The sequence below is a fragment of the Streptomyces varsoviensis genome, assembly GCF_000718635.1.
In the GTDB taxonomy this organism is placed as follows: Bacteria; Actinomycetota; Actinomycetes; order Streptomycetales; family Streptomycetaceae; genus Streptomyces; species Streptomyces varsoviensis.
In genome coordinates this window covers 928,388-954,008 of record NZ_JOBF01000003.1, presented here as the reverse complement: position 1 = coordinate 954,008, position 25,621 = coordinate 928,388, and the positions used below count along the sequence as shown (strand labels likewise).

20 protein-coding genes and 2 pseudogenes are annotated in these 25,621 nt (G+C 72.5%); 16 read left to right on the top strand and 6 right to left on the bottom strand.

All coding sequences use genetic code 11. From position 1 onward, the window contains the following. Nucleotides 1-146 precede the first annotated feature (146 nt). The 3 genes and pseudogenes from IF55_RS08625 to IF55_RS40470 form a co-directional block, all read right to left on the bottom strand. Nucleotides 147-995 carry a helix-turn-helix domain-containing protein gene (locus IF55_RS08625; RefSeq protein WP_030875008.1) on the bottom strand — a complete coding sequence of 283 codons (849 nt, stop codon included), beginning with the start codon at nt 993-995 and terminating at the stop codon, nt 147-149. Nucleotides 996-1,023: 28 nt separating this feature from the next. After that, nucleotides 1,024-1,548, bottom strand: coding sequence for a DUF6879 family protein (locus IF55_RS08620; protein ID WP_030875010.1), 525 nt, complete (start codon nt 1,546-1,548; stop codon nt 1,024-1,026). Continuing rightward, nucleotides 1,520-1,771, bottom strand: a pseudogene (locus IF55_RS40470) (hypothetical protein). Before IF55_RS40470 ends, IF55_RS08620 begins: the two are co-directional and overlap by 29 nt. Before the next feature lie 238 nt (nt 1,772-2,009). Here IF55_RS40470 and IF55_RS08615 point away from each other — a divergent pair. Next, nucleotides 2,010-3,209, top strand: a complete 1,200-nt coding sequence (locus IF55_RS08615; RefSeq protein ID WP_051776028.1) for a hypothetical protein — start codon at nt 2,010-2,012, stop codon at nt 3,207-3,209. 137 nt (nt 3,210-3,346) lie between these two features. On the opposite strand, the gene IF55_RS35930 is transcribed toward IF55_RS08615, so the two are convergent. Next, nucleotides 3,347-4,054 (bottom strand): hypothetical protein, encoded by a 708-nt coding sequence (locus IF55_RS35930; protein WP_051776032.1) that lies wholly within the window; start codon nt 4,052-4,054, stop codon nt 3,347-3,349. Nucleotides 4,055-4,117: 63 nt separating this feature from the next. Then, nucleotides 4,118-5,128 (bottom strand): aminoglycoside phosphotransferase family protein, encoded by a 1,011-nt coding sequence (locus IF55_RS08605; RefSeq protein WP_078643845.1) that lies wholly within the window; start codon nt 5,126-5,128, stop codon nt 4,118-4,120. 329 nt (nt 5,129-5,457) lie between these two features. On the opposite strand from IF55_RS08605, the gene IF55_RS08600 reads away from it, so the two are divergent. From IF55_RS08600 to IF55_RS08565, 8 genes and pseudogenes are all read left to right on the top strand, one after another. Further along, on the top strand, nt 5,458-6,189 hold the full coding sequence (locus IF55_RS08600; RefSeq protein WP_157854248.1) for a hypothetical protein: 732 nt from the start codon (nt 5,458-5,460) through the stop codon (nt 6,187-6,189). Between the two features lie 84 nt (nt 6,190-6,273). Beyond that, nucleotides 6,274-7,125 (top strand): annotated as a pseudogene (locus tag IF55_RS08595) (uroporphyrinogen-III synthase); the annotation flags it as partial. Nucleotides 7,126-7,348: 223 nt separating this feature from the next. Next, nucleotides 7,349-7,951 carry a CGNR zinc finger domain-containing protein gene (locus IF55_RS08590; RefSeq protein WP_030875027.1) on the top strand — a complete coding sequence of 201 codons (603 nt, stop codon included), beginning with the start codon at nt 7,349-7,351 and terminating at the stop codon, nt 7,949-7,951. 628 nt (nt 7,952-8,579) lie between these two features. Further along, nucleotides 8,580-9,119, top strand: coding sequence for a sigma-70 family RNA polymerase sigma factor (locus tag IF55_RS08585; protein ID WP_030875030.1), 540 nt, complete (start codon nt 8,580-8,582; stop codon nt 9,117-9,119). Beyond that, the gene (locus IF55_RS08580; RefSeq protein ID WP_030875033.1) at nt 9,116-9,841 is read left to right on the top strand and encodes a zf-HC2 domain-containing protein; all 726 of its coding nucleotides are present in this window, start codon (nt 9,116-9,118) and stop codon (nt 9,839-9,841) included. Before IF55_RS08585 ends, IF55_RS08580 begins: the two co-directional genes overlap by 4 nt. Nucleotides 9,842-9,962: 121 nt before the next feature. Next, a complete protein-coding gene (locus IF55_RS08575) occupies nt 9,963-12,392 on the top strand; it encodes a HelD family protein (RefSeq protein WP_030875035.1) in 2,430 nt (809 codons plus the stop codon). 522 nt (nt 12,393-12,914) lie between these two features. Continuing rightward, entirely contained in the window at nt 12,915-14,348 is a 1,434-nt protein-coding gene (locus IF55_RS08570; RefSeq protein ID WP_030875038.1) for an NAD-dependent malic enzyme, read from the top strand. A gap of 325 nt (nt 14,349-14,673) precedes the next feature. Continuing rightward, a complete protein-coding gene (locus tag IF55_RS08565; RefSeq protein ID WP_030875040.1) occupies nt 14,674-14,955 on the top strand; it encodes an HU family DNA-binding protein in 282 nt (93 codons plus the stop codon). 74 nt (nt 14,956-15,029) lie between these two features. Here the strand turns inward: IF55_RS08565 and murA are convergent, their stop codons facing one another. Next, nucleotides 15,030-16,373: a UDP-N-acetylglucosamine 1-carboxyvinyltransferase gene (gene murA, locus IF55_RS08560; RefSeq protein WP_030875043.1), complete on the bottom strand. Its 1,344-nt coding sequence runs from the start codon at nt 16,371-16,373 to the stop codon at nt 15,030-15,032. Nucleotides 16,374-16,777: 404 nt separating this feature from the next. On the opposite strand from murA, the gene IF55_RS08555 reads away from it, so the two are divergent. The 7 genes from IF55_RS08555 (at nt 16,778) to IF55_RS41170 (ending at nt 25,574) form a co-directional block, all read left to right on the top strand. Next, nucleotides 16,778-17,380 carry a YqgE/AlgH family protein gene (locus IF55_RS08555; RefSeq protein ID WP_030875046.1) on the top strand — a complete coding sequence of 201 codons (603 nt, stop codon included), beginning with the start codon at nt 16,778-16,780 and terminating at the stop codon, nt 17,378-17,380. A 30-nt stretch (nt 17,381-17,410) separates the two neighbouring features. Beyond that, the gene (locus tag IF55_RS08550) at nt 17,411-17,704 is read left to right on the top strand and encodes a DUF3039 domain-containing protein (RefSeq protein WP_078643842.1); all 294 of its coding nucleotides are present in this window, start codon (nt 17,411-17,413) and stop codon (nt 17,702-17,704) included. 250 nt (nt 17,705-17,954) lie between these two features. After that, complete coding sequence (locus IF55_RS08545) at nt 17,955-19,265, top strand: extracellular solute-binding protein (protein ID WP_030875054.1); 1,311 nt, start codon at nt 17,955-17,957, stop codon at nt 19,263-19,265. After that, nucleotides 19,262-20,263, top strand: coding sequence for a carbohydrate ABC transporter permease (locus IF55_RS08540; protein ID WP_030875057.1), 1,002 nt, complete (start codon nt 19,262-19,264; stop codon nt 20,261-20,263). The genes IF55_RS08545 and IF55_RS08540 overlap by 4 nt, the downstream gene beginning before the upstream one ends. Further along, nucleotides 20,260-21,144: a carbohydrate ABC transporter permease gene (locus tag IF55_RS08535; RefSeq protein ID WP_048831716.1), complete on the top strand. Its 885-nt coding sequence runs from the start codon at nt 20,260-20,262 to the stop codon at nt 21,142-21,144. Before IF55_RS08540 ends, IF55_RS08535 begins: the two co-directional genes overlap by 4 nt. A 552-nt stretch (nt 21,145-21,696) precedes the next feature. Then, a complete protein-coding gene (locus IF55_RS08530) occupies nt 21,697-22,593 on the top strand; it encodes an FAD binding domain-containing protein (RefSeq protein WP_030875064.1) in 897 nt (298 codons plus the stop codon). Continuing rightward, nucleotides 22,590-25,574, top strand: coding sequence for a 2Fe-2S iron-sulfur cluster-binding protein (locus IF55_RS41170; RefSeq protein WP_051776036.1), 2,985 nt, complete (start codon nt 22,590-22,592; stop codon nt 25,572-25,574). Before IF55_RS08530 ends, IF55_RS41170 begins: the two co-directional genes overlap by 4 nt. Nucleotides 25,575-25,621 lie beyond the last annotated feature (47 nt).

The window sequence follows — 25,621 nt, the reverse complement described above, 5'->3', positions numbered from 1 at the left end:
GGGCCGGGTGCGGCAGGTGACCGGGGGCGTTGTGCTCCCCGTTCAGGGAGGGCGGTCACACCGGATCCGGTCGGCGGTTGCCATATGAAGGACGTTAAAGACGGCGGAAGCCGGGCCTCAAGGAAGTTCTACGAAGTTGCGGGGTTTCACCCGAGAATGTTGATCGCATCCGTGATGAGCGCCCGAGCATCGTGCCCGAATACGGCCAGCCGCTGAAGCGCGGCGAAAGCCTTCGCGTAGACGGCGATCTCCGTTTCGCTGGTGATGCTGATCTCCGCTGACAGCGTTTCCACCTGCACCCGGCCCTCGTCGAAGACCATGAACGTTTCGAGTGGCCACATGCTCCGCGCCGCGGTGGACGGGATGACACCGAAGGCCACAGACGGCAGTGACATGACCTCCAGGAGCGAACCGAGCTGCCCCGCCATGACGGCCCTGTCGCCGAAGCGGTAGCGCAGAACCGCCTCCTCCACCAGGAGCACGAACCGGTGGCCGCCCTCGTAGATGACCCGCGACCGGTCCAACCGGGCCGTCGCGGCCTCCGAGGCGTCGTTGGGCGTGCCCTGGAAGTCGCTGATCGTGCTCAGGAGCGCCTGGGCGTAGCCATGCGTCTGGAGCAGACCGGGGACGACGTTCGAGCAGTAGACCCGGAACAGACGCGTGCGCTGGTACAGCGGCACCGTCGACTCGTGAATGCGCCGTATGCCCGTACCGTGCAATCGCTTCCAGTCCACATACAGTTGATCGGCGTTGCGGATCCGGTCGATGAGTTCGGCCTCATGCTCCTGTGCGCCGCACGCCTTCAGGTACGCCCGGATATCGGCGGCCTCGGGCAGCGTGACGGCGTTCTCCAGCCGGGACACTTTCGACTTGTGCCAGCCGCACCGGGCCGCTACTTCGTATGCCTTGAGTCCTGCGGTTTTGCGCAGGTCGGTCAGGCGGGCCGCGACGGCTTCGCGGGCCGCTTGGGCGGCGGACGACGGTGAGACGTTCATCGAGCCAGGTGTCCTGTGCGGCGGCGGGTCAGATCTTGTACTCCTCGTGCGGGACGGCCCGCTCCCATACGGCCTCGAACGCGTCGCCGCACAGCTTGGCCACCCGAGGGTCCTCGGTGTACTGCGGCGCGGCTACGTCTCCGCTGCCGGTGAAGACGTTGAAGCGCACGGCCCGCTGGTCGATGAGCCAGAAGTCGTTGCCGGGCACGGCGAGGTCGGAGGCGTTCGCCCGGGGAAGCCACCGGACCAGCTCACCCGCCGCGATGTTCGTGAACGTGCCGCTGTGCTCGTACTTGATGTAGTCGGAGACCGGTTCGGACACGATGCGAGCTCGACGCATGACGACGCCGCGCCCCACCGTCTCCGCGACCAGGTCGAGCCACGGGCGCCACCACGACGACCGGTCCGCCTCGTTCAGGCGGTGGCCGGCGCGCCACCGAGCGAACGGTTCGCGCTCGTTCTCGACGTCGTAGACATCGCGCATCTCCAGGTGCACGGCAGAGTGCTGTGCGCCTTTCAGCAGCTCAGCGAAGCTGGGAACGTTCTGCGGCATCGCACGCCTTCCTGATCAGCGGCACCATGCGGGCGGGGAGCCGGATGACCGCCTCGGTGTCGGGCTTCGGGCTGTTCTTGGCGCACTCGGTCTGTGTCCCCTCGTCGGCCAGCCAGCCCTGGACGATCAGTTCCGGCGCGCCCGCGGTTGTCTCATCGACCTATACGGCAGGGCAGTTGCCGTCTCCGGTCTCCGGGTCGATTCCGATGAAACGTAGGGCCATGACTGCCTCCTGCGTCCAGAAAGTTGCGCCATGTTGCGCGCCGACGCTGGCCGACCGATGGCAGGGCGGTCAAGAGGGCGGGTGGATTTCCGGCCGCTTCGGAACATGATGCGATTGCTGCTGACTCCCCTTTCTCGCGTGGGGCCTTTGTCGTCTTTCGGTCGGGGGTGGGAACCAGGCGGAGGTTATCGGCCTCTTCCTCCAGGAGTGGGGTGACGCTGTGAGTCGGATGGATCGCATGGGCCAGACGAAGCGGGCGCGGGCGGCGGTGGTCGTGGTGTGTGCGGGGGTTCTGGGATGGGGTGCCGCCGACGGGGTCGCGGAGGCCCATGCGGCGTCCCGGTATGCGAAGCCCTCCCACCACACCGTGCGTGTCGAGGTCAACGGGGCCTTCGAAGCGCGGCCGGGGGAGATCGTCGACATCGCCGTGACGGGGGTCGCGGGGGGTGCGGGTGCGCGGGCGGTCACCGTCGTCTCTCCGGTCTTCGCGCGGCCCGTGCGGCTCTCGCTCGCCGTCGAGGGCGGCCGGCCGCGGTACGCCGCCCATCAGGCCGTCTCCCTCACCGCCAAGGCCGGCCGGCACCCTGTGCGCGTCGAGGTCGACGGCCGCGTGGTCGGCCATGGGCGGGTGCGGACGGTCGCCGCCAAGCGCCCCGAGTTCAGGGTCACGGCGGACCGGGCCGGAGCCCGGCCCGGGGAGCGTGTGGGGCTCTCCTTCGACGACCTCTACCCGGGCGAGAAGGGCACCTCCTTCACCGTGCGGTCCCGAGCCTTCCGCGCGCCGGTTGTGCTGCGGCACGACACGGGCGGCCTGGACTGGAACAACCCGCGCATGTTCACCGCGGCCCCGCAACTCCCCCCGGACGTCCCGGACGGCACGTACGACGCCGAACTGACCGGGCCCGACGGGCGGCGCATCGCCGTGCGGCGGTTCACGGTCCGCGCGGCTCGCCCCGGCGACAGCGACTACGTCGGCAAGGGGCACGGCCCCGCCTTCTTCGACCGCACCAGCCGGCCGGAGGCCGCCACCACGGGCCGCTTCCGAGTCGAGGCGGGCGGCACGGTCAAGGTCCTGTGGAGCGACGTGGACCCCGACGCGGGGGAGGAGGAGCGGCTGACCGCGACCTCGGCGGCGTTCGACGCGCCCGTACCGCTGCGGCGCGACGACAGCAAGGCCGCCGACGGCGACGATCCGCGCTTCTACGGCCCGGCCCGCATCCGCGACGACCTGTCGCCCGGCAGCTACCCCGTCACCGTCGTCAGCCACCACGGCCGTGTGAAGAAGACCGGGCACGTCCTCGTCACCCAGGCGGAGGGCGCGGGCGGCGGGCCCGGCGGCGGGCTGCTGCTGGCGGGGGCCGGCGCGGGCATCGCGGCCCTCGCGGCCGTCGGCGGCGCGGTGGGCTTCCGGCGCCGGCAGCGGGCCCGTACGGACTGAACGGACCGAACGGGGCTTCCCGCCCCGTGCCACTCGCCCGCCCGCGGCGCTCGCGTGCGGCGGAGAACAGCCGACCCCCGTGCGGCTCCCCTCCGCCCCGTTCCGTACGCGCCCGGATGGGCGAGTGGCACAGGTGATCAGCCCACCTTCAGGCTGCGGTGGGGGTGGTAGCGCTTGAAGTCGCGGAAGTGGATGCCGGGCCGGTCCAGGGTGTTCCGCCAGTTCTGCCCGGTCGTCGAGTCGAGCCAGTCGATGTGCGACTGGATGTCCGTCCACTCGGCGAGGTTGAGGATGCCGCGGCCGTCCTCGGCGAGGTGGAAGTGGCCGGCGACCAGGCCCGCAGGCTCGTCCCCGGCGGGCGTGGCGGCGATGGAGTCGATCCACTCCCGCCGCAGTTGCTCGCTGTCCGCCTCAAGGCGCACGGCGATCAGTACGGCGGAGGGCCGCGTACGGTCGGCGACGATGCTGCGGTAGTAGCGGTAGCGGGTGAGTCCGGGGCGTTCGATGCCCGGGATCTCCGCGTCGATGCGGTCGATCATGACGGGCCGGTGCACCTTGACGTACGCGCGGTGGGCGTCGTCGCTGGTCCACTGGGCGTAGTAGAGGACGCTGTCCCCGTCGGCCGCGACGAAGGCGGAGAGCGAGAGCAGCGCCTCGGGCAGGTCGCTCTGCCCCTGCCACTGGTCGAGCACCGCGTCGGCGGCGGCGCGCGAGCGCTCGGGGGTGCCGGTCAGCCACTCGCTGACCAGGGCCGTACCGGCGTCGGGGCGGGTGAAGTCGGGGAACCCGAGAGAGCTGGGGGAGCCGGGGGAGGGGTTCCGCGGGGCGGCGTTCGAAGAAGTCATGCGGCCAGCATCAAACTTGAACCGCGGTTCAAGTCAACCCCCGCCCCCGCGCCCCGCCCGGGGCTACTCCGCGCCCGGCAGCGTCAGTTCGGCGCGCGCCCGCCACTGCGCGATCGACGGCTCCAGCATCGGTCCCAGTTCCGGCAATTGTGGAACGATCGCCAGCGCGCCCACGATCTGGAGCAGCCGCGCCCCCTCCATGAACGTGAGCAGGGCGGGGTCGACGCGCGCGCCGCTCACCCGCTCGTACTCCGCGATGCCCCGCGGGCCGACCAGCGTCAGGTCCCACTCGGCGGGGCCCCGCGTGACGTCCTCGAAATCGTTGAACAAATAGCCCTCGGCGGTGCGCAATACGTTGTAGAACGGCGCGTCACCGTGCAACGTCCGCAGCCGTGCGCCAGGAAAATGGGCCGGCAGGTCGCGTACGACCGTCTCCAGCACCTGGTACTCGCGCTCGGCCCGGCCCAGGTCCGCCGGGGTCAGCGTCTGGGGCCGTTCGCGCAACTGGGCCAGCGGCTCGGCGAGCGCGGGCACCAGCGGGGACAGCACCGGAAGCTCGCCAGGGTACTCGGCCAGCAGGGCGTGCAGCTCGGCCGTCCAGCCGGTCTGTTCGGCGAAGTGCTCCTCCAGCCGCCCGGGGTCGGCCTCGCTCGGCTCGCCCAGGGTGTCCACCTCGCTGACGAACTCCCAGAACGTCAGCGACTTCCCCTCGATCTCCACCGGCTCCCGGGGCACCAGGGGGCTGGGCCGCACCACGGGCGCCCCGCGGTCGGCGAGCCAGCCCGCCACGGCGAGTTCGTGGCGCTGCTTGGCCGCCTGCTCGGTGACGGAGGCCAGCGCCAGCGTCGGTACGCGCACCACGACGGGGTCGGGCGCGAGGTGCACCAGCACGTTGAACACGTCGTGCAGGACGCGCGGCTCGTCCGCCCGCAGCCCGAGCCGCCGCCCCGCGGTGGTCGCGAGGCGCACGGCGAGTTGGGCGCGGGAGCTGAGGGGGGCCTCGCCGGTCCCGCTGGTGCTTCCGGTGGTGGCAGCGGTGTCGGCGGTGCCGTTGGAGGGTCGTGCGTCGGTCATGGCGCCGATCCTGCACGGCGGCCGACGCGCTGTCCAAGGAATTGTCCGCCCGGACCGGCCGCGGGGGCCGGTGGACCGGCTGTATCGGACCCGGCAGGTCGGCTGGGCGTGACCGGGCGACCGGTTGTACGGGACCGGCAGGCCGGTCGTACGGGGCCCGCGGGTCCGTAGGGGAAGTGAGTTTTGCGTGGAACGTCCGCAGGTACGCCTACGATCCATCCGGTGTTCGCGTGCTTCGTGCAACCGTTCGGGTTTCGGTTGCGTCGTAGCCACCCGACGGCACGGGGCCCGGCGGGCATCCCCCCACAGCGGTTAAGGAGCGGAAAGTCATGGCACGAACGGAATCCGGCAACAGGGGCAAGAGAGCCGTGGGCGGGGCGACCGCGATCGCGCTGCTGGCGGCGGCGCCGCTCCTGGCGGCGTGCTCGAACGCCTCGGACTCCTCCGCGAAGTCCGCCTCCGCGTCGGCATCCGCGTCCGCCTCGCAGAGCGGCGGCCCCTCGGCCCCTCCGGCCGGGCAGTCGCACCACCCCGGCGGGTCGACGGGCGGCGGTACCGGCTCGGGGACCACCGGCTCGGGATATGACGGTCCCGGGGCCGCCGGTCGGTCCACCCCCTCCGGCGCGGTCGCCGCGTGGGTCGGCGCGGTCATCCAGAAGGACGTGAAGAAGGCGTGCCTGGTCTCCGTGATGCCGGGCGAGGGCTCGGGGCCGGGGCAGCCCGGCACCCGGCAGAAGTGCGACGACCCGGCGACGACGAAGGCGCTGGCCGCCGGCCTGAACGCCATGAGCAAGTCGTTCACCCCGCCGAACGCGACCGGCAACCCGGTGGTCTCGGTCCAGGTGTCGCACCCCAAGGGCGACAAGGTGATGGTGCCGTCGGGCAAGATCATGGTCAATGGGAAGCCGCTGCGGGAGATCATGCTGTCCCTCTCGACGGGCGTGGACCCGAAGACCTTCTCCGCCAAGGTGGAGGCCGACAAGATCAACGGCAGGTGGTACGTGGGCGACTTCGACCTCGACGCCGGCAGCGGCGGGCAGCATCACCCTCAGGGGCGGTGACGCCGCGACCGGCGCGCCCATAGGCACCGCGGAAGCGCCCCGAACACCGGACTGAGCCCGAACACCGGACTGAGGAGTGGACCCATGGACGACGGCGAGCGGCGGCGGCCCGGCGGGCGGGAAGGGGCGCCGCTCGACGGGTTCACGGTCGCGGTGACCGCCGCGCGGCGCGCCGAGGAGCAGATCGCGCTGTTGCGGCGGCGCGGGGCCGAGGTCGTGCACGCGCCCACGATGCGTACCGTTCCGCTCGCCGATGATGCCGAACTGCGCCGCGCTACGCGGGAGTTGGTCGATGTCGGCGTCGATGCCGTCGTCGCCACCACCGCCATCGGGTTCCGCGGCTGGCTGGAGGCGGCCGAGGGGTGGGGGCTGGCCGAGGCGCTGACGGCCCGGCTGGCCGGGGCCGAACTGCTGGCGCGCGGGCCGAAGGTGTGCGGCGCGATCCGCGGCGCCGGGCTGCGGGAGGACTTCTCGCCCGCGTCCGAGTCGACGGAGGGCGTTCTCGAACGGCTGCTGGCGGACGGGGTCGCGGGGCGGCGGGTGGCCGTCCAACTGCACGGCGCGCCCCTGCCCGACTTCACCGGGGCGCTGCGGGCGGCGGGCGCGGAGGTGGTCGAGGTGCCGGTGTACCGCTGGCTGCCGCCCGTCGACACCGGGCCCGTGGACCGGCTGCTGGACGCGCTGGTCGCCCGTACCGTGCACGCCGTCACCTTCACCAGCGCGCCCGCCGTGGCGGGGCTGTTCGACCGCGCCGAGCGCCGCGGCGTCGGCGCGGAACTGTCGGCCGCGCTCCGCGGCGAGGTGCTGGCGGCGTGCGTGGGGCCGGTCACCGCGCGGCCGCTGGCCGACCGCCAGGTGCCCGCCGTCCACCCCGAGCGCTTCCGGCTGGGCCCGCTCGTACAGCTCGTGGCCGACGAACTCCCGCGCCGGGCACGCTAGTTGAGCGACGGCGGCCGGCGGTTCGGTTCGACCGCCGCGGCGCCGGTCCGGGCGCACCGGGCCCGATCAGGGGCGTGGCGACCGACCGGGGAGGCGCGGCCCGACGGGGCGCCGGACAGTCGTCGCTGGTGGTCCGCCGTACGGGCGGGGGTTCCGGGCGCGGGCGCGGCGGGGCACTCTGGGGTGGTGCATCCCCCCACACCGAAAGGGTGACAGGAACATGGTGGCGGCTACGGCTACCTATGACCTGCGCTTCGACGCCGGGCGACTGTGCCTGGACCTCGTGGCCACGGTCGGCGGGCGGCTCAGCGAGGAGCCGGTCGAACGGCTCGACACCCCTGAACGGTTGCGCGCGTGGCTCGCCGGGGCCGGTCTGGTGCCCGGCGGCACGGGCCTGGACGCGGTGGACGGCGGCTGGCTGGGGCGCTTCCACGCCGCCAGAGCCCTCCTGCACCGCGTCGTGCACGCCGAGATCGCCGGCGCCGCCGCCGACCCGGACCTGGAACGGCTCAACGGCCTCGCCTCCACCGCGCCCCCGGTCGTACGGGCCGTACGGGCGCCCGACGGCACTCTGGTCCGTACGGGCGTCGGCGCGCCGGACTGCGGGGCGCTGCTCGGCCGGATAGCGCGGGACGCGGTGGACCTGCTCACCGACCCGGTGGCGCGCGGGCAGCTCCGGCAGTGCGAGGGGGAGACCTGTTCGCTGGTCTACCTCGACACCTCGCGCGGGCGGCGCCGCCGCTGGTGCTCCAGCGAGGTCTGCGGCAACCGCGAGCGGGTGGCCCGGCACCGGCGGCGGGCGGTGGAGTCGCAGGCTTCCTGAACGATCCGCCGGGGCCTCCGGCGCGGCTCGGAGCCACGGGCGACGCGGGGGTCTCGGGCGTGTGCGCGCAGCCCCCGGTCGGGGGGCCGGGGGCTGCGCGGGGGGAGGGCCCCGAAGGGCCGGCTCTGGGCCGCCGGGCCGCTCGGACTGTCGTACGGGCGGGCCGCTCGGGTAGTCGTGCGGGCGGACTGCTCGGCTGCCCTGCGGGCGATCCGCCGTGCCGCTCGGACTGTCGTCCGGGAGGGCCGTTCGGAATGTTGAACGATCGGGCCGCTCGGGCTGTCCTCGACGAGGACCTTTCGGGTTGTCCAACGATCGAGCCGTTCGGATCGGGTTGTCGAACGATCGAGCCGTTCGGACTGTCTTACGGGCCACGGCCGCCACCGCGTTCAGCCGTCAATTGAGGGCTGTGTCACAGGAGTTCGGCTGAACGCGGCCGTGTTCCCGTACGTATGCGGAACGCCTTCCATGATTTTCCGCCCGGCGCTGAGACGACGGGCCGCCGCGCCCGTATTCAAGGCCACCGAACGGATTCCGCACGGGTTCCGAACGGGCCCCGAAGGGAGCCCGGCGCGAGTCCGAACGGAGTCCAGGAACTTCTACTCGCGCTATCGACCCGGGGGAAGGCGTGCGCAAGGATGCCGTCGTGGCCGACAGGACGTCTCCCGACGAGGAGCTCATGCGGGCGCTCTACGAAGAGCACGCCGGGCCGCTCCTCGCCTTCGTCATCCGCCTGGTGGCGGGGGACCGGCAGCGCGCGGAGGACGTCGTCCAGGAGACGCTGCTGCGGGCCTGGCGCAACGCCGACCAACTGCGGCGCGCCACGGGCTCCGCGCGGCCCTGGCTGGTCACCGTGGCACGGCGCATCGTCATCGACGGCCACCGCAGCCGGCAGGCCCGCCCGCAGGAGGTGGACCCCGCCCCGCTGGAACTGGTCCCGGCCGCCGACGAGATCGACCGGGCGCTGCGGCTGATGACCATCTCCGACGCGCTGGGCGACCTCACGGACGCCCACCGGGAGGCGCTGATCGAGACCTACTTCAAGGGGCGCACGGTGAACGAGGCCGCGCTGGAGCTGGGCGTGCCGGCCGGGACGATCAGATCCCGCGTCTTCTACGCGCTGCGCTCGATGAAGCTCTCGCTGGAGGAACGGGGGGTGACGGCATGACCGGGCCGGCGCACCACACCGATGTGGCCGCCTACGCGCTGGGCGTGCTCGACGAGGCGGACGCCGCCCGCTTCGAGGAGCACCTGGCCGACTGCCCCGAGTGCGCGGCGGGGCTCGAAGACCTCATGGGGCTCGCGCCGCTCCTCGCCGACCTCAAGGAGGCCACGCCCGACCCCGGGATGCTCTCCGTACGGCCCGGGCCGCAGGTACTCGACCGGCTGCTCGGCGAGGTCACCGCCGCCCGCCGCACCAGCCGCGCCCGCAGGATGTGGCTGGTCGCCGCGGCCGCCGCCCTGATCGTCTCCGGGCCGCTGGTCGGCCTGGCCCTCAGCCAGCAGGACACCGGCGGCCACTCCACGGCCGGCATGGCCCAGCAGATGTACGACGACGGGCAGAAGTACTCCGCCGTCGACCCGGCCACCAAGGCCGAGGCCAGCGTCTCCCTCCAGTCCCGGCCCTGGGGCACCCATGTCGCCCTCAAGCTGGGCAACGTCAAGGGGCCGCTCAAGTGCGATCTGATCGCCGTCGGCAAGGACGGCGAGGAGGAGACCGTCACCACGTGGTCCGTGCCGGAAGGGGGCTACGGGGTGCCCGGGGGATCGGCCAAGTGGAACAAGGAGCCGCTCTACACGCACGGCGGCGCCGCCATGGACCGCGACGACATCGCCCGCTTCGACGTCCGTACGCTCGACGGGAAACGTCTCGCCTCCGTCCCGGTCTGATCCCCGGGAGCCCGGCCGGAGAATTCGTCCGGAGAAACCGCCCATGTCCTGACAGGTGCGCTCACCACCCCTGTTCGCGTACGCTCGACGGCTGCCCTAGGCACAGCAGAAGGGGGCTTGGGTGGCCGCGCAGAACGCCGCGCACGCGCAGACAGCGACGGAGCGGGACGGAGTCCGGGACCGCGAGATCGGTGTCGAGCAACAGCATCTGGACCGGGTGTACCGACGCCTTGAGGAGAAGATCCACGAGGCCGAGTTCCTGATGGACGACGCCGCCAAGCGCGGCCAGGTCGGCACGCCCGGCGCGCTCGCCGAGCGGGACGCGCAGGTGTTCCGCGCCGGGGTCCACCTCAATCGGCTCAACAGCGAGTTCGAGGACTTCCTCTTCGGCCGCATCGACCTGCTCCTCGGCGAGGACGGCAAGAAGGGCCCCGACGGGGCGTACACCTCCGTGGAGCCCGCCGCCGACGCCGTGCGCGACAACCGGGCGGAGATCGCCGAGACGCTGCACATCGGCCGGATCGGCGTGCTCGACGCGGACTACGCCCCGCTCGTCATCGACTGGCGCGCGCCCGCCGCCGCGCCCTTCTACCGCTCGACGCCGGTCGCGCCCGGCCGGGTCGTACGGCGCCGCGTCATCCGCTCCAAGGGGCGCCGGGTCCTCGGCGTCGAGGACGATCTGCTCCGCCCCGAGCTGACCACGACGCTGCACGGGGCCGAGCTGCCGGTGGTCGGCGACGGGGCGCTGATGGCGGCGCTCGGGCAGGCCCGCGGCCACACCATGCGCGACATCGTCGCGTCCATCCAGGCCGAGCAGGACATGGTCATCCGCGCGCCCGCGGCCTCCGTCACCGAGGTCGAGGGCGGGCCGGGCACCGGCAAGACCGCCGTGGCCCTGCACCGCGCCGCCTACCTCCTCTACCAGGACCGGCGGCGGTACGCGGGCGGCATCCTCGTCGTCTCCCCGACCCCGCTCCTGGTCGCCTATACCGAGGGCGTGCTGCCCTCGCTCGGTGAGGAGGGGCAGGTCGCGATCCGGGCGGTGGGTTCACTCAGCGAGGGCACCGCCGGAGCCGAGGCCAGTACGTACGACACTCCGGCGGTCGCCCGTATCAAGGGCTCCTCCCGGATGCTCAAGGTGCTGCGCAAGGCGGCGCGGGGGGCGCTGGACCTGCCGCGGGCCGGGTCCGCCGCCGGCTCCGCCGCTTTCGACGCCGCCGCCTCGGACGGGCAGTTGTCGCTCGCGGACCTGGAGCCGGACGGCGCCGGCGGGGCCGTAGCCGCCGGGCCGCCCGAGCGGCTGCGGGTGGTCGCGTTCGGCGCGCGCGTAGAGCTGGACGCGGACGAGCTGCGGCGCATCCGCGCGAGCGTCCTCGGCGGCACCGCGCCGCTGAACCTGATGCGGCCGCGCGCCCGCCGGCTGCTGCTCGACGCGCTGTGGGCGAAGACCGGCGGCCCGCGCCGCTACTCGGACCCGGAGCTGGCGGCGGAGGCGCGCGAGGCGTTCGACGAGGACATCGGCTCCGAGGACGACTTCACCGGTTTCCTCGCCGCCTGGTGGCCGGAGCTGACTCCGCGTCAGGTGCTGGCGGCGATGGCCGACGAGCGGCAGCTCGGCCGCTTCGCCCGGCGGGTGCTCAACCCGCGCGAGGTCCGCGCCCTGGCCCGCTCGCTGCGGCGGCTGGACGGCGCCGGGCAGGGCCCGCTGTCCGTGCACGACGTGGCGCTCCTGGACGAGCTGCACACCGTGCTCGGCGCCCCGGCCCGGCCCAGACGGCCGCGCGAACTGGACCCGCTGGACCAGCTCACCGGCCTGGAGGAGCTGATGCCCGAGCGGGCCGAGTCGCGCCGCGAGCGCGCGGAGCGGCTGGCCGAGGAGCGTACGGACTACGCGCACGTCATCGTCGACGAGGCGCAGGACCTCACGCCCATGCAGTGGCGGATGGTCGGCCGCCGCGGCCGGCACGCCACCTGGACGATCGTCGGCGACGCCGCGCAGTCCTCCTGGTCCGACCCGGACGAGGCCGCCGCCGCGCGGGACGAGGCGCTCGGCAGCCGGCCGCGCCGCCGCTTCCGGCTGACCGTCAACTACCGCAACCCGGCGGAGATCGCGGAGCTGGCGGCGCGCGTCCTGGCGCTGGCGATGCCCGGCATGGAGTCCCCGTCGGCGGTCCGTTCCACGGGCGTGGAGCCGCGGTTCGCGGTGGCGGAGGGCGACCTGGGCGAGGCCGTGCGCGAGGAGGCGCGGCGGCTGCTGGACGAGGTGGACGGCACGGTGGGCGTGGTCGTGGCGATGGACCGCCGCGAGCAGGCGCGGGGCTGGCTGGCGGGGCTCGGCGACCGGGTGGTGCCGCTGGGCAGCCTGGAGGCGAAGGGGCTGGAGTACGACGCGACGGTCGTGGTCTCGCCCGCCGAGATCGCGGACGAGTCCCCGGCCGGGCTGCGGGTGCTGTACGTGGCGCTGACCCGGGCCACGCAGCGGCTGACGGTGCTGGCGGGGGAGCGGGACGAGCCGGACGCGGCGGGCGTGCCGGACCTCCTGCGCGACTGACGGCGGGGTGTGCCGGACCTCCTCCGCGATGGGCGGAGGGCCGGTGCGCGGACCGGGCCTCCCACGCGGGCCGAAATCAACTTCCGCTACAGGAATCACTTTCCGGGACTGTTTGTTAGCCTGGGTGTGGCACCGGCCCGATCCAAGCCCCCGGGCCCAACCATCGTCGCTACGAGCGACCACTTGCCGCGAGGCGAGCATGGCGGGTCGGTGTCACTGAGCGTCGGGAACGGGCGTCTCTTCCACTTCGGGAGGGGCGCCCGTTCTGCGTTCTCTTCCTCTTCGGGGGGTGCCCGTGCTGCGTTCATGGGGTGGGAGGAGGATCGTTGTACGACGAAGCGATACCGGGGTCGGTCAGGAGCCCATGGGTTCCCGGTGATCTCGCATCGTGAAAGTCTGGTTCCGCAATCCGAGGCTGGTTACCGTATACCAGTCGGTAGGTGGGACGATCGGACAGCGCGCCCCGGCCCCGAGCCCCGGTGACGTACCAAGTGACATAAGGGAAAGCAGAGGAAGTCGGCCATGGCAACGGCGCCTAGCGTCTCGTATTCGATGACGGTCCGGCTGGAGGTCCCCGCGAGCGGGACGGCCGTCAGTCAGCTCACCACCGCCGTGGAGTCCTCCGGTGGTTCCGTGATCGGCCTCGATGTGACCGCCTCCGGCCACGAAAAGCTCCGTATCGACGTCACCATCGCCGCGACCTCCACCGCGCACGCGGACGAGATCGTCGAGAAGCTCCGCGGCATCGAGGGCGTATCGCTCGGCAAGGTCTCCGACCGTACGTTCCTGATGCACCTCGGCGGCAAGATCGAGATGTCGTCGAAGCACCCCATCCGCAACCGCGACGACCTCTCGATGGTCTACACGCCCGGCGTCGCCCGCGTCTGCAAGGCGATCGCGGACAACCCCGAGGACGCCCGCCGCCTGACCATCAAGCGCAACAGCATCGCCGTGGTCACCGACGGCTCCGCGGTGCTCGGCCTCGGCAACATCGGCCCCAAGGCCGCGCTGCCGGTCATGGAGGGCAAGGCGGCCCTCTTCAAGACCTTCGCGGGCATCGACGCCTGGCCGCTGTGCCTGGACACCCAGGACACCGACGCGATCGTCGAGATCGTCAAGGCCATCGCCCCGGGCTTCGCGGGCATCAACCTGGAGGACATCTCCGCGCCGCGCTGCTTCGAGATCGAGGCCCGGCTGCGCGAGGCCCTCGACATCCCCGTCTTCCACGACGACCAGCACGGCACCGCCATCGTCGTGGTCGCCGCCCTCACCAACGCGCTGCGGGTGGTCGGCAAGTCCATCGGCGACGTGCGCGTGGTGATGTCCGGCGCGGGCGCGGCCGGCACCGCCATCCTCAAGCTGCTGCTCGCCGCCGGCGTCAAGCAGGCCGTCGTCGCCGACATCCACGGCGTCGTGCACGCGGGCCGCACCGATCTCGTGGACGCCGACCCGGACTCCGCGCTGCGCTGGATCGCCGACAACACCAACCCCGAGGGCATCACGGGCACCCTCAAGCAGGCCGTGGTCGGCTCGGACGTGTTCATCGGCGTCTCCGCCCCCAACGTCCTCGACGGGGACGACGTGGCCGCCATGGCGGACGACGCGATCGTCTTCGCGCTGGCCAACCCGGACCCCGAGGTCGATCCCGCCGTCGCCCGCCGGACCGCCGCCGTGGTCGCCACCGGCCGCTCCGACTTCCCGAACCAGATCAACAACGTGCTGGTCTTCCCGGGCGTCTTCCGCGGTCTCCTGGACGCCCAGTCGCACACGGTGAACACCGAGATGATGCTGGCCGCCGCCGGCGCGCTCGCCGATGTGGTCGGGGAACAGGAACTGAACAGGAACTACATCATCCCCTCGGTATTCAACGACCGGGTCGCCGGAGATGTCGCCGGGGCGGTCCGCAATGCCGCCAAAGCGGCCGGTGTCACTGTGACGGGTACCACGACAGCCTGACCCCGGCGCGTCGAATGGCGCGCCGCCCGCGACACCCCCATAGGGTGGCGGGCAGAAATTGGCCGCAGAAATACGGTCAAAGCCCTGACGCGAGCCCTGCGGTGCGCTGCCGGGAGCAGACGGAGCGTCACGACTTTGAGGCAGTGGCGCTTTCCGTGTGACTCTCCTGGGTGCCGGATTGGCTTTCCCGCCACAGGTGGGGGCAGGATGCGTATTCGGGCGCGAGGGTCTGGCAGCAGACCCGGGTCCGGGGACTGTCCGAGGGCCCTGGCAGCATCGGCTTCGATCTCACGCCTCATTGGCAAGAAGAACACGGGAGTACAAAATGAACCGCAGTGAGCTGGTGGCCGCTCTGTCCGAGCGCGCCGAGGTGACCCGCAAGGACGCCGACGCCGTTCTGGCCGCACTCGCCGAGACCATCGGTGAGGTCGTCGCCAAGGGCGACGAGAAGGTCACCATCCCCGGCTTCCTGACCTTCGAGCGCACCCACCGTGCCGCTCGCACCGCTCGTAACCCGCAGACCGGCGACCCCATCCAGATCCCGGCCGGCTACAGCGTGAAGGTCTCCGCGGGCTCGAAGCTCAAGGAAGCCGCCAAGGGCAAGTAAGCCCCCAAGCGAGAAGGGCGGCCACCCCCACGGGAGGGTGGCCGCCCTTTTGGCGTCTCTACGGCCCGTACGCGCTACTCGGGACGCGCCCCGCCGGGCCGCTCGACGTGGGCACCGAGGTCGTTCAGCTTGCGCAGGAAGTTCTCGTAGCCGCGGTTGATCAGGTCGATGCCGTGCACCCGGGAGGTGCCCTGCGCCGCCAGCGCCGCGATCAGGTACGAGAAGCCGCCGCGCAGGTCGGGGATGACCAGGTCCGCGCCCTGCAGCTTGGTCGGGCCGGAGACGACCGCCGAGTGCAGGAAATTGCGCTGCCCGAACCGGCAGGCCGAGCCGCCCAGGCACTCGCGGTAGAGCTGGATGTGCGCGCCCATCTGGTTGAGCGCGGAGGTGAAGCCGAGCCGGGACTCGTACACCGTCTCGTGCACGATGGACAGGCCGGACGCCTGCGTCAGGGCCACCACCAGGGGCTGCTGCCAGTCGGTCTGGAAGCTCGGGTGGACGTCCGTCTCCAGCGCGATGGCGTCGAGCGAGCCGCCCGGGTGCCAGAACCGGATGCCGTCGTCGTCGATCTCGAACGCGCCGCCGACCTTGCGGTACGTGTTGAGGAACGTCATCATCTCGCGCTGGCTCGCGCCGCGCACATAGATGTTGCCCTCGGTGGCCAGCGCCGCGCTCGCCCAGGAGGCGGCCTCCAGGCGGTCCGGCAGGGCGCGGTGGTTGTAGCCGCCGAGCTGGTCCACGCCGGTGATCCGGATCGTGCGGTCGGTGTCCATGGAGATGATCGCGCCCATCTTCTGCAGCACGCAGATGAGGTCCTCGATCTCCGGTTCCACGGCCGCGTTCGACAGCTCGGTGACGCCCTCCGCCAGTACGGCCGTCAGCAGCACCTGCTCGGTCGAGCCGACCGACGGGTACGGCAGCCGGATCTTGCAACCGCGAAGCCGCTGCGGGGCCTCCAGGTACTGGCCGTCCGCGCGCTTCTCGATGGTCGCGCCGAACTGGCGCAGCACCTCGAAGTGGAAGTCGATCGGCCGGCCGCCGATGTCGCAGCCGCCGAGCCCCGGGATGAAGGCGTGGCCCAGCCGGTGCAGCAGGGGCCCGCAGAAGAGGATCGGGATGCGCGAGGAGCCGGCGTGGGCGTCGATGTCGGCGACGTTCGCGCTTTCCACGTGCGACGGGTCGAGCACCAGCTCGCCCGGCTCGTCGCCGGAGCGTACGGTCACGCCGTGCAGTTGCAGCAGCCCGCGCACGACGCGTACGTCCCGGATGTCGGGCACATTGCGCAGCCGGCTCGGTCCGCTGCCGAGCAGCGCGGCGACCATGGCCTTGGGCACGAGGTTCTTCGCGCCGCGGACCCGGATCTCACCCTCCAGCGGGGTGCCGCCGTGGACGAGCAGTACATCGTCAGTGCCGGTCATGGATCTCGCGTTCCTGGAGTTGGGCGGGGGCCAGAGGAAAGCGTAATGCGACCCGAGTGGGCGGCAGTGTGCACAAGGGGGCTTCCAGGACGTAATGGCTTTGTCACAACACGTACTGTTGCCGCTCACGAGCGAACAGTTATGAACAGCCCCACGCTGCCGACCGGCCCCGCCAGGCCCTGCTCCGTCCGCGTCCCGGCCCCGCGCGCTCAGCCGCGCCGCCTCGCCCCGGGACCCGTCGCCGTCGCCGCCGGCCATGGCCCCGCACGTCGCCACGGCGTGGCCGGGCTCGTCGTAGGCCGTCGTACGCAGTCGTACGCCCTCGGGCGCCCGCCGCCGCCCCCGCCCGTACCGGACTCGTCGTCCGCGCCCCGCCGCGCCCGGAAATGCGGGATCATGTGGTCATGACAGAGGTGTCCTCCCTCACAGGACGGCTGCTTGTCGCCACTCCGGCGCTCGCCGACCCGAACTTCGACCGCGCCGTGGTGCTCCTCCTCGACCACGACGAGGAGGGCTCGCTGGGGGTCGTGCTGAACCGCCCCACCCCGGTCGGCGTCGGCGACATCCTCGAATCCTGGGCCGAGCTGGCCGGCGAGCCGGGCGTCGTCTTCCAGGGCGGGCCGGTCTCGCTGGACTCGGCCCTGGGCGTGGCCGTGGTGCCGGGGGAGGCGCAGGCCGAGGGCGCGAAGGGCGGCGCCGCGGTGCTCGGGGACGGGCCGGTCGGCTGGCGGCGGGTGCACGGCGCGATCGGCCTGGTGGACCTGGAGGCCCCGCCGGAGCTGCTGGCCGCGGCGCTCGGCTCGCTGCGGATCTTCGCGGGCTACGCCGGCTGGGGGCCCGGTCAACTGGAGGAGGAGCTGGTCGAGGGCGCCTGGTACGTGGTGGAGTCCGAGCCCGGTGACGTCTCCTCGCCCGACCCCGAGCGGCTGTGGCGCTCGGTGCTGCGCCGCCAGCGCAACGAGCTGGCCATGGTCGCCACCTATCCGGACGACCCGAGCCTCAACTGACCGCGCCCGCCTTGAGTACCCTTGGAAACCATGAGCACTCTTGAGCCCGAGCGCGGGGCAGGGACCGGCACCCTCGTAGAGCCGACGCCGCAGGTGTCGAACGGCGACGGCGACCACGAGCGCTACGCCCATTACGTCCAGAAGGACAAGATCATGGAGAGCGCGCTCTCCGGGTCGCCGGTCGTCGCCCTCTGCGGCAAGGTATGGGTCCCCGGGCGTGACCCGAAGAAGTATCCCGTCTGCCCGATGTGCAAGGAGATCTTCGAGGGCATGAACACCGGCGGGGACAAGGGCAAGGACGGCAAGGGCGGCGACAAGAAGTAGCGGCCGCCGGCCGTAGCGGGCCGTCGCCGCAGGCCGCGGCGGACAGCGGGCCCGGCGCCCGACCCAGGCAGATTCTGCCGTGGGTCGGGCGCCGGGCCTGTCGCGTTTTCGGGGGTGTGCGGCGCGGGGCGCGCGCTGGGTGATCGAAACCTCTTGCCGGGGTGGGCAACGGCCCTTACTCTCCTCCCAATTGTGCAAAGCGAAACGGGTGTTGCGCATACTGCAACGCCCTACCGGGAGGGGACCCCCTGTGAAGCTTTCTGCCCGAATTGCCGTACCCGTGGCCGCGCTCGCGGTGGCCGGCCTCGCCGTCACCGGGTGCGCGCCCTCCACCTCCGACAACAGCGCGAAGACCGACGAGAAGAGCGGCACCCTGCGCGTCTGGCTCTTCCAGGAGGTCAACAACAAGCCGAAGGAGGAGGTCGTCAGTGCCGCGCTCGCCGCCTTCAAGAAGGACCACCCGGACGCCAAGGCCGACATCACCTACATCCCCGTCGACACCCGGGCACAGAAGATCAAGGCCGCCTTCAACGACCCGAAGAGCGCTCCCGACCTCATCGAGTACGGCAACACGGACACCGCCGGCTATGTGAAGGACGGCGGACTCGCCGACCTCACCAAGGAGTTCGAGGCCTGGCCCGACGCCAAGGACACCGACCCCGCCGCCAAGCAGTCCGTGACCGTGGGCGGCAAGGTCTACGGCGCGCCGCTCTTCGTCGGCGTACGCGCCCTCTACTACCGCACCGACGTCTTCAAGGAACTCGATCTCAAGCCGCCCGCCACCCTGGACGAGCTGACCGAGACCGCGAAGAAGATCCACAAGGAGCGCCCCGAGCTGTACGGGCTCGCCGTCGGCGGCGCGTACACCTACGGCGCGATGCCCTTCATCTGGGCCAACGGCGGCGACATCGCCAACCGCGCGGGCGGCGAGGGCGCGTACACCGCCGCCATCGACAGCGACGCCGCCAAGCGCGGCATCGCCGCCTACACCGCCCTCTTCGGCGACGACAACTGCCCGGCCGCCAAGTGCGCCCAGATGGGCGGCAACGACACCGTTCAGGCCTTCGCCTCCGGAAAGGCGGCCATGGCCATCGGCGGCGACTTCAACCGCCAGGCGGTGGAGGACGGCGCGGCCAAGGGGAAGTACGGGATCGTGCCGCTGCCCGGCGTCAAGGCGGGCCAGATCGCCCCGGCCTTCGCCGGCGGCAACAACATCGGCCTCCTCAAGAGCAGCAAACACCGCACGCTGGCCGTCGACTTGATGAAGTCGCTGGCGGGCAAGGCCTCCCAGAACAAGCTCTTCGACGCCATGGGCTTCCTGCCCACCTACACCGACGTGCGCGAGGACGCCGCCAAGCGCCGCCCGTACGTCGCCCCGTTCGTCAAGACGCTCGCCGCGGGCGCCAAGTTCGTGCCCGCCACCCCCGCGTGGGCGACGATCGACTCCTCGCTGGTCCTGCCGACCATGTTCCAGGAGGTGGCGAGCGGCCGTAAGGACGTGGACGCCGCCTCGGCGGCCGCGGCCAAGAAGATGAACGCCGCCTTCAGCAGCGCGGGATGACGTCGGTGTCCCCCAACGCCACCGCACCGCCCGCCCCGGCGCGCGGGGAGCGCGGAACCGCGCCCGCGCCGATCCGCGCACGCCGGAGCCCACGCCTCGGAGCCGCCCGCGGCGGCCGTACGCCCTGGCTGTACCTCGCCCCCGCGCTCATCGTCCTCGCCGGACTGCTGATCTACCCGATCTACCAACTCGGTCTCATCTCCACCCTCCAGTACACCCAGGCCCAGGTCAGCGGCGGTGAGCCGACCTCCTTCCGGGGGCTCGGCAACTACACCGACCTGTTCTCCGACGGCCAGTTCTGGCGGGTCCTCGTCGCCACCCTCGCCTTCGCCGCCGCCTGCGTCGTCTCCACGCTCGCCGTCGGCTGCGCGCTCGCCGTCCTGCTGACGCGCGTCCGCGCGGTGCCCCGGATCGCGCTGATGCTCGCCGCGCTCGGCGCGTGGGCCACCCCCGCCGTCACCGGCTCGACCGTCTGGGTCTTCCTCTTCGACCCCGACTTCGGCCCGGTCGACAAGGTCCTGGTCTGGCTGGGGCTCGACGGATTCGCCGACTACTCCTGGACGTACGACCGGCTCAGCGCCTTCGCCCTCGTGCTCTTCGAGGTGGTCTGGTGCTCGTTCCCCTTGGTGATGGTCACCGTTTACGCGGGCATCAAGGCGATACCCGGCGAGGTATTGGAGGCCGCGTCGCTCGACGGCGCTTCCGCGTGGCGCACCTGGCGCAGCGTCATGGCCCCGATACTGCGGCCCATCCTCATCGTCGTCACCATTCAGTCGATCATCTGGGACTTCAAGGTATTCACCCAGATCTATGTGATGACGGACGGCGGCGGCATCGCCGGCCAGAACCTCGTCCTCAACGTCTACGCCTATCAGAAGGCGTTCGCCTCCTCGCAGTACGGACTTGGGTCGGCGATCGGGGTGGTGATGCTGCTCATCCTGCTGGCGGTCACCCTCGGCTATTTGCGGCTGCTGCGGCGGCAGGGGGAGGAACTGTGAGCACCACCAGCACGCTCCGGCCGCGGGGGCTGCTCCGCGTGCGGCGCCCGTGGCGGCTCGCCGCCGAGGCGGCGGCCCTGGTCATCGCGGCCGTCGTCGCCTTCCCGCTGTACTGGATGGTGATCTCGGCCTTCAAGCCGGCCGGCGAGGTGCAGTCCGACCACCCCCGGCCGTGGACCCTGCACCCCTCGCTCGACGCCTTCCGGCGCGTCTTCGACCAGCAGGACTTCGGCCGCTACTTCCTCAACAGCCTGCTGGTCGCGGGCGTCGTGGTGGTCGTCTCCTCGCTGATCGCCTTCCTGGCGGCCACCGCGGTGACCCGCTTCCGGTTCCGCTTCCGCACCACCTTGCTGATCATGTTCCTGGTCGCGCAGATGGTGCCGGTCGAGGCGCTGACCATCCCGATGTTCTTCCTCATGCGGGACCTCGGCGACACCGTGCCCGGCATCGGCCTCAACACCCTCGGCTCGCTGATGCTGCCGCACATCGCCTTCTCGCTGCCCTTCGCGATCTGGATGCTGCGCGGATTCGTGAAAGCGGTGCCCCCGGCGCTGGAGGAGGCCGCGTACATCGACGGCGCGAGCCGCGGGCGATTCCTGTGGCAGATTCTCTTCCCGCTGGTGTTCCCGGGATTGGTGGCGACGAGCGTCTTCTCCTTCATTTCGACGTGGAACGACTTTCTCTTCGCCAAGTCCTTCATCATCAGCGCCACCGAGAATTCCACCCTGCCGATGGCGCTGCTAGTGTTCTTCAAGGACGAGGGCAATGACTGGGGCGGCATCATGGCGGCGTCGACCATCATGACCATTCCGGTGCTGATCTTTTTCATGCTGGTGCAGCGCCGGCTGGTGTCGGGGCTCGGCGGGGCGGTCAAGGATTGACGGCCTTTCGGGGTGAGGATTGACGGTCTTTCGGAATGAGGATTGACGGTCTTTCGGAATGAGGATTGACGGTCTTTCGGGGTATGGCAGGCAGTCAGCGGCGAATTGCGGCTGAGCGGCCGGGATGGAGGGGGGTGGGGGAGGGTGGCTCGTGGTCACGGTGCGTACGGCACGGCGGGCCCTCCACCGTCCCGCCCCGCCCCCGCCGCGGCGTCGCCCCCGGGTGCTCGGACGTCCGATCGAGGGGTCGCCCCCGATCGTGTGAGCCGGGCGTAAAGGTCCACGCTCTCGTCGCCCGCCCCTGGGACGGTGGAGCTCGACACAATGGCGTAAGTCGTACAAGGGGCCCCGAAGGATGGCATTTCGCACGTACTGGGGGACACGCCGCAGACCGCGCCATAAACCGGTCCGCCCCCTGACGCGGGGGCGGACCGGCCGTTCACGGACCCTCGCGACGGCTGGGCCACAAGGTGTGCCAGAGTTGCCACGTCCAGGCCGGGAGCACGTACCGTACGGCGAAACGGCCGGGACACCGGGGAAGGGGCAGCTGGGTTGACCACGCACGCACCGCAGACGGCACACACGGTGACGTTGCCGGGCTCGCTGGACGAGGCCGTGGCGGCACTCGCCGCCATGCCCGCCGCCGTGCCTGTCGCGGGCGGCACCGATCTCATGGCCGCCGTCAACTCCGGACTGCTGCGCCCCGCGGCCCTCGTCGGCCTCGGCCGGATCAGCGAGATCCGCGGCTGGCAGTACCAGGACGGCCACGCCCTGCTCGGCGCCGGCCTCACCCACGCCCGTATAGGGCGTCCCGACTTCGCGGCCCTCATCCCCGGCCTCGCCGCCGCCGCCCGCGCCGCCGGGCCCCCGCAGATCCGCAACGCGGGCACCCTCGGCGGCAACATCGTCACCTCCGCGCCCACCGGCGACACCCTCCCCGTGCTCGCCGCCCTCGAAGCGACCCTGGTCATCGCCGGCCCCGGCGGCGCGCGCCGGGAGATCCCGGTCAGCCACCTGCTCGCCGGCGTCGAGATGCTGCGCCCCGGCGAACTGATCGGCTACGTCCGCGTGCCGCTGCTGCACGCCCCGCAGACCTTCCTCAAGGCCACCGGCCGTACCGGGCCGGGCCGGGCCACCGCGTCCGTCGCCGTCGTCCTCAACCCCGCCCGGCGCGAGGTCCGGTGCGCGGTCGGCGCCGTCGCGCCCATGCCGCTGCGCCCGCTCGAAGCCGAGCGCTGGGTGGCCTCGCTCATCGACTGGGACGGCGAGCGCGGCCTCGCGCCGGAGGCGTGCGCCGCCTTCGGCGAGTACGCGGCCGCCGCCTGCATCCCCGACCCGCCTCAGCCGGCGGACGGCACCGAACCGCTCACCCTGCCGCCCGCCGCCCTGCACCTGCGTCGTACCGTGGCAGCTCTGGCCCGCCGAGCACTGGGGAGGGCACTCGCGTGAGTGACGAACAGCAGCGCCCCGTACCAACGGAAGCAGCGACGGAGGGCGGCTGGCAGCCGATCCCGCAGGGACCCGAGTACGACGCGGAGGGCACCGCGTTCGTACAGCTTCCGCCCGAGCTCCTGGCCCACCCGCGCGCGAACGCGGCGAGCGCGCCGGGCGGCTGGGACCCGCTGGCCGCGCCCGGCACCGGCTACCCGCCGCCGCGGTTCGACCAGGCCCAGTACCACCAGCCCGCGCCGCCCGCCCAGGGCGAGCAGTGGCAGCAGCCGCACCCGGCCGCCGCCCCCGGAACCTCCGCCGCCTCCGTCGACCCCGGGTCGGCCGGGCAGTGGACGCTGCCGTACGGGCAGGGGCAAGGGGGGGCGGCGTACGCGCCGCAGGGCTCTTCGGGGGCCGACGGGAGCGTCGGACAGTTCGGACAGTGGGGCCACGACGGCGCGCCCGCGCCGTCCGGAAGCGCCGCCGCCCCCGACCCCGACGGCGGCCCCGCCGACCCGCACGCCACGGCCCAATGGCCGATGCCGGGCGCGCACGGCGACGACGGCGTGCCCTCGGGCGGCGGGCAGTGGTCGGTGCCGGCGGCGGGTGACGACCCCGTCGACGAGTCCGGCGAGTACTCCTTGGGGATGCCCCTTCCCACGACGCCGCCTTATGGGGGGCACATCGCGCCCCAGGGCACGGCTTCTCCGGGGAACGCCTCGGGGGTTCCCGGACACGAGGACCCGCACGCCACGGCACAGTGGCCGGTGCCGGGCGCGGGCGGCGACGGCGCGGAGGCGGTCGAGTACGGCGGGCACGGTACCCATGGCGGCCAGGACGGGCAAGACGGAAAAGGCGGCCAAGGTGACCACGGTGGCCAAGGCGGCCATGGTCTGTACGGGCATCAGCCGGTTTACGGGCAGGGCGCCCCGGTTGGGGAGGGTGTTGCGCCTGAGCACGGTGGTGAGGTCGGGCACGGCGGTCACCAGGTGCCCGCGTACGGCGGTTACGAGGGGGGCGGCCAGCCGTTCAACGGCCCGCGCGCGCTGAGCGCGGACGCCCTCACCGACCCCTACGGCCCGTACGGCAGCCGAGCCGCCGAGGGCGGCCCGTGGATGCCACCGGGTCAGCCCGGCCGGCATGACCAACTGCCGGAACCGAGCGGGCAGTCGGCCTCGGCGGAGAGCGGCGCAGTCAGCATCGACATCCCTGCGCAGGCGCAGGGGCCGGAGCGTGAGGCGGCGGCGCGCGAGGCGGCGGGTCGAGAGGCGGCCGGCCGCGACGCCACGGACTCGCGGAGTGAGATCGAGGGCGACCAGGCGGCGGCCTCGGCCGAGGCGGCGTCGGAGGCGGGCCCCGCGGGTACGGCCGGTGCGGGTGCGGCGGATGCAGGCGCGTCTGATGTAGGCGCGTCCGACGCGCCGCACGCGGCGGCCGAGCACGGCGGCCCGAGTGCGGTCGCAGGCAGCGGAGTCGTTCACCCGGAGGTGCCCTCTGAGCAGGCCGGTACGGAGGCCGCGGCGGCCGGTACGGAGCCGGGCACGGCGGCGCGTACAGGTACGGGCGAGGACGCCACTCCGCGGAACGACGCTGGTGGAGACCTCGTAGCAGCGGCGGTCCGTGCGGACGTGGCGCGCCACGATCACACGGCACCGGCGCACACCGACGCGGAGTCAGCCTCCGGCGGCGGCCCCGCGTCCACGGCGTCGGCGGGCGAGCACACGGAGGAAGCGGAGTCCGCCGCGCGGCCCGGGCCGGAGGCCGGTACGGGGGATGAGGCCGTACGCGCGCCCGTGTCCGTACCCGGTGGCGAGTCGGTAGCTGCCCCGGAGCCGTCCGGGTCGCCTGAGTCTTCCGGGTCGTCCGGGTCGTCCGGGCCGTCCGGGCCCTCCGAACTGACCGGTCCGGTCGAGTCGGCGGAATCCCCGAATCCGGCGGAATCGGCGAATCCGGTGGAGTCGGCGAAGGCGGCGGAATCTGCGAAGGCGGCGGGAGCGGCGGAAGCGGCCGGTCCGTCCGGCGAGGACGCGACAGCGGAGACGGCGGCCGCCGCGGCATCGGCTGAGTCCGGCGCCGAACAGCAGGAGCCGCCCCAGCCCCTCGACGAACACCCCCGCGCCTCCTACATGCTGCGGGTCAACGGCACCGACCGGCCCGTCATCGACGCCTGGATCGGGGAGTCCCTTCTCTACGTGCTGCGCGAGCGGCTCGGGCTCGCCGGGGCCAAGGACGGTTGCTCGCAGGGGGAGTGCGGCGCGTGCTCCGTCAAGGTGGACGGCCGGCTGGTCGTCTCCTGCCTGGTGCCCGCCGCGACGACGGCCGGGAGCGACGTCCGTACGGTCGAGGGCCTGGCGACGGACGGCCGGCCCTCCGACGTACAGCGGGCGCTCGCCGACCGCGGGGCCGTGCAGTGCGGTTTCTGCGTGCCGGGGATGGCCATGACCGTGCACGACCTGCTCGAAGGCAACCACGCGCCGACCGAGTTGGAGACGCGCCAGGCGATCTGCGGCAACCTGTGCCGGTGTTCCGGCTACCGGGGTGTGCTCGACGCGGTCGGCCAGGTGGTCGAGGAGCGCGCGGAGGCGGCGGCCCACGAGGCGGCGGCGCACGAGGAGGCCGCGGCGGCGGGGGCGGGGCCGGGCGAGTCGCCCACCGAACCCGCGGCGCCCGCGGTGCCTACCGCCCCCGCCGCCCCCGCGGACCCGAACCAGCAGGCCCGTATCCCGCACCAGGGCGGACCGCAGGACGCGGGCCCGTATCAGAGCGGCCCGCACGACAGCGGTGCGTACGGCGGCGGTTCGTATGACGGCGGTCAGTACGACGGCGCTCCGTATGGCGGTGCTCCGCACGAGGGCGCTCCGTATGAAGGCGGCCCGCACAGTGGCGGTCCACACGGTGGTGGTCCGCACGACGGAGGCCCGTACGAGGCAGGCCCGTACGACGGGGGCCCCGGTGGTCACTTCCCGGGTGAACACGGCGGACAGGCGGACACGGCATGAGCACGGTCGCCCGTACGAGTGTGGACACAGGCATGCGTATGAGCATG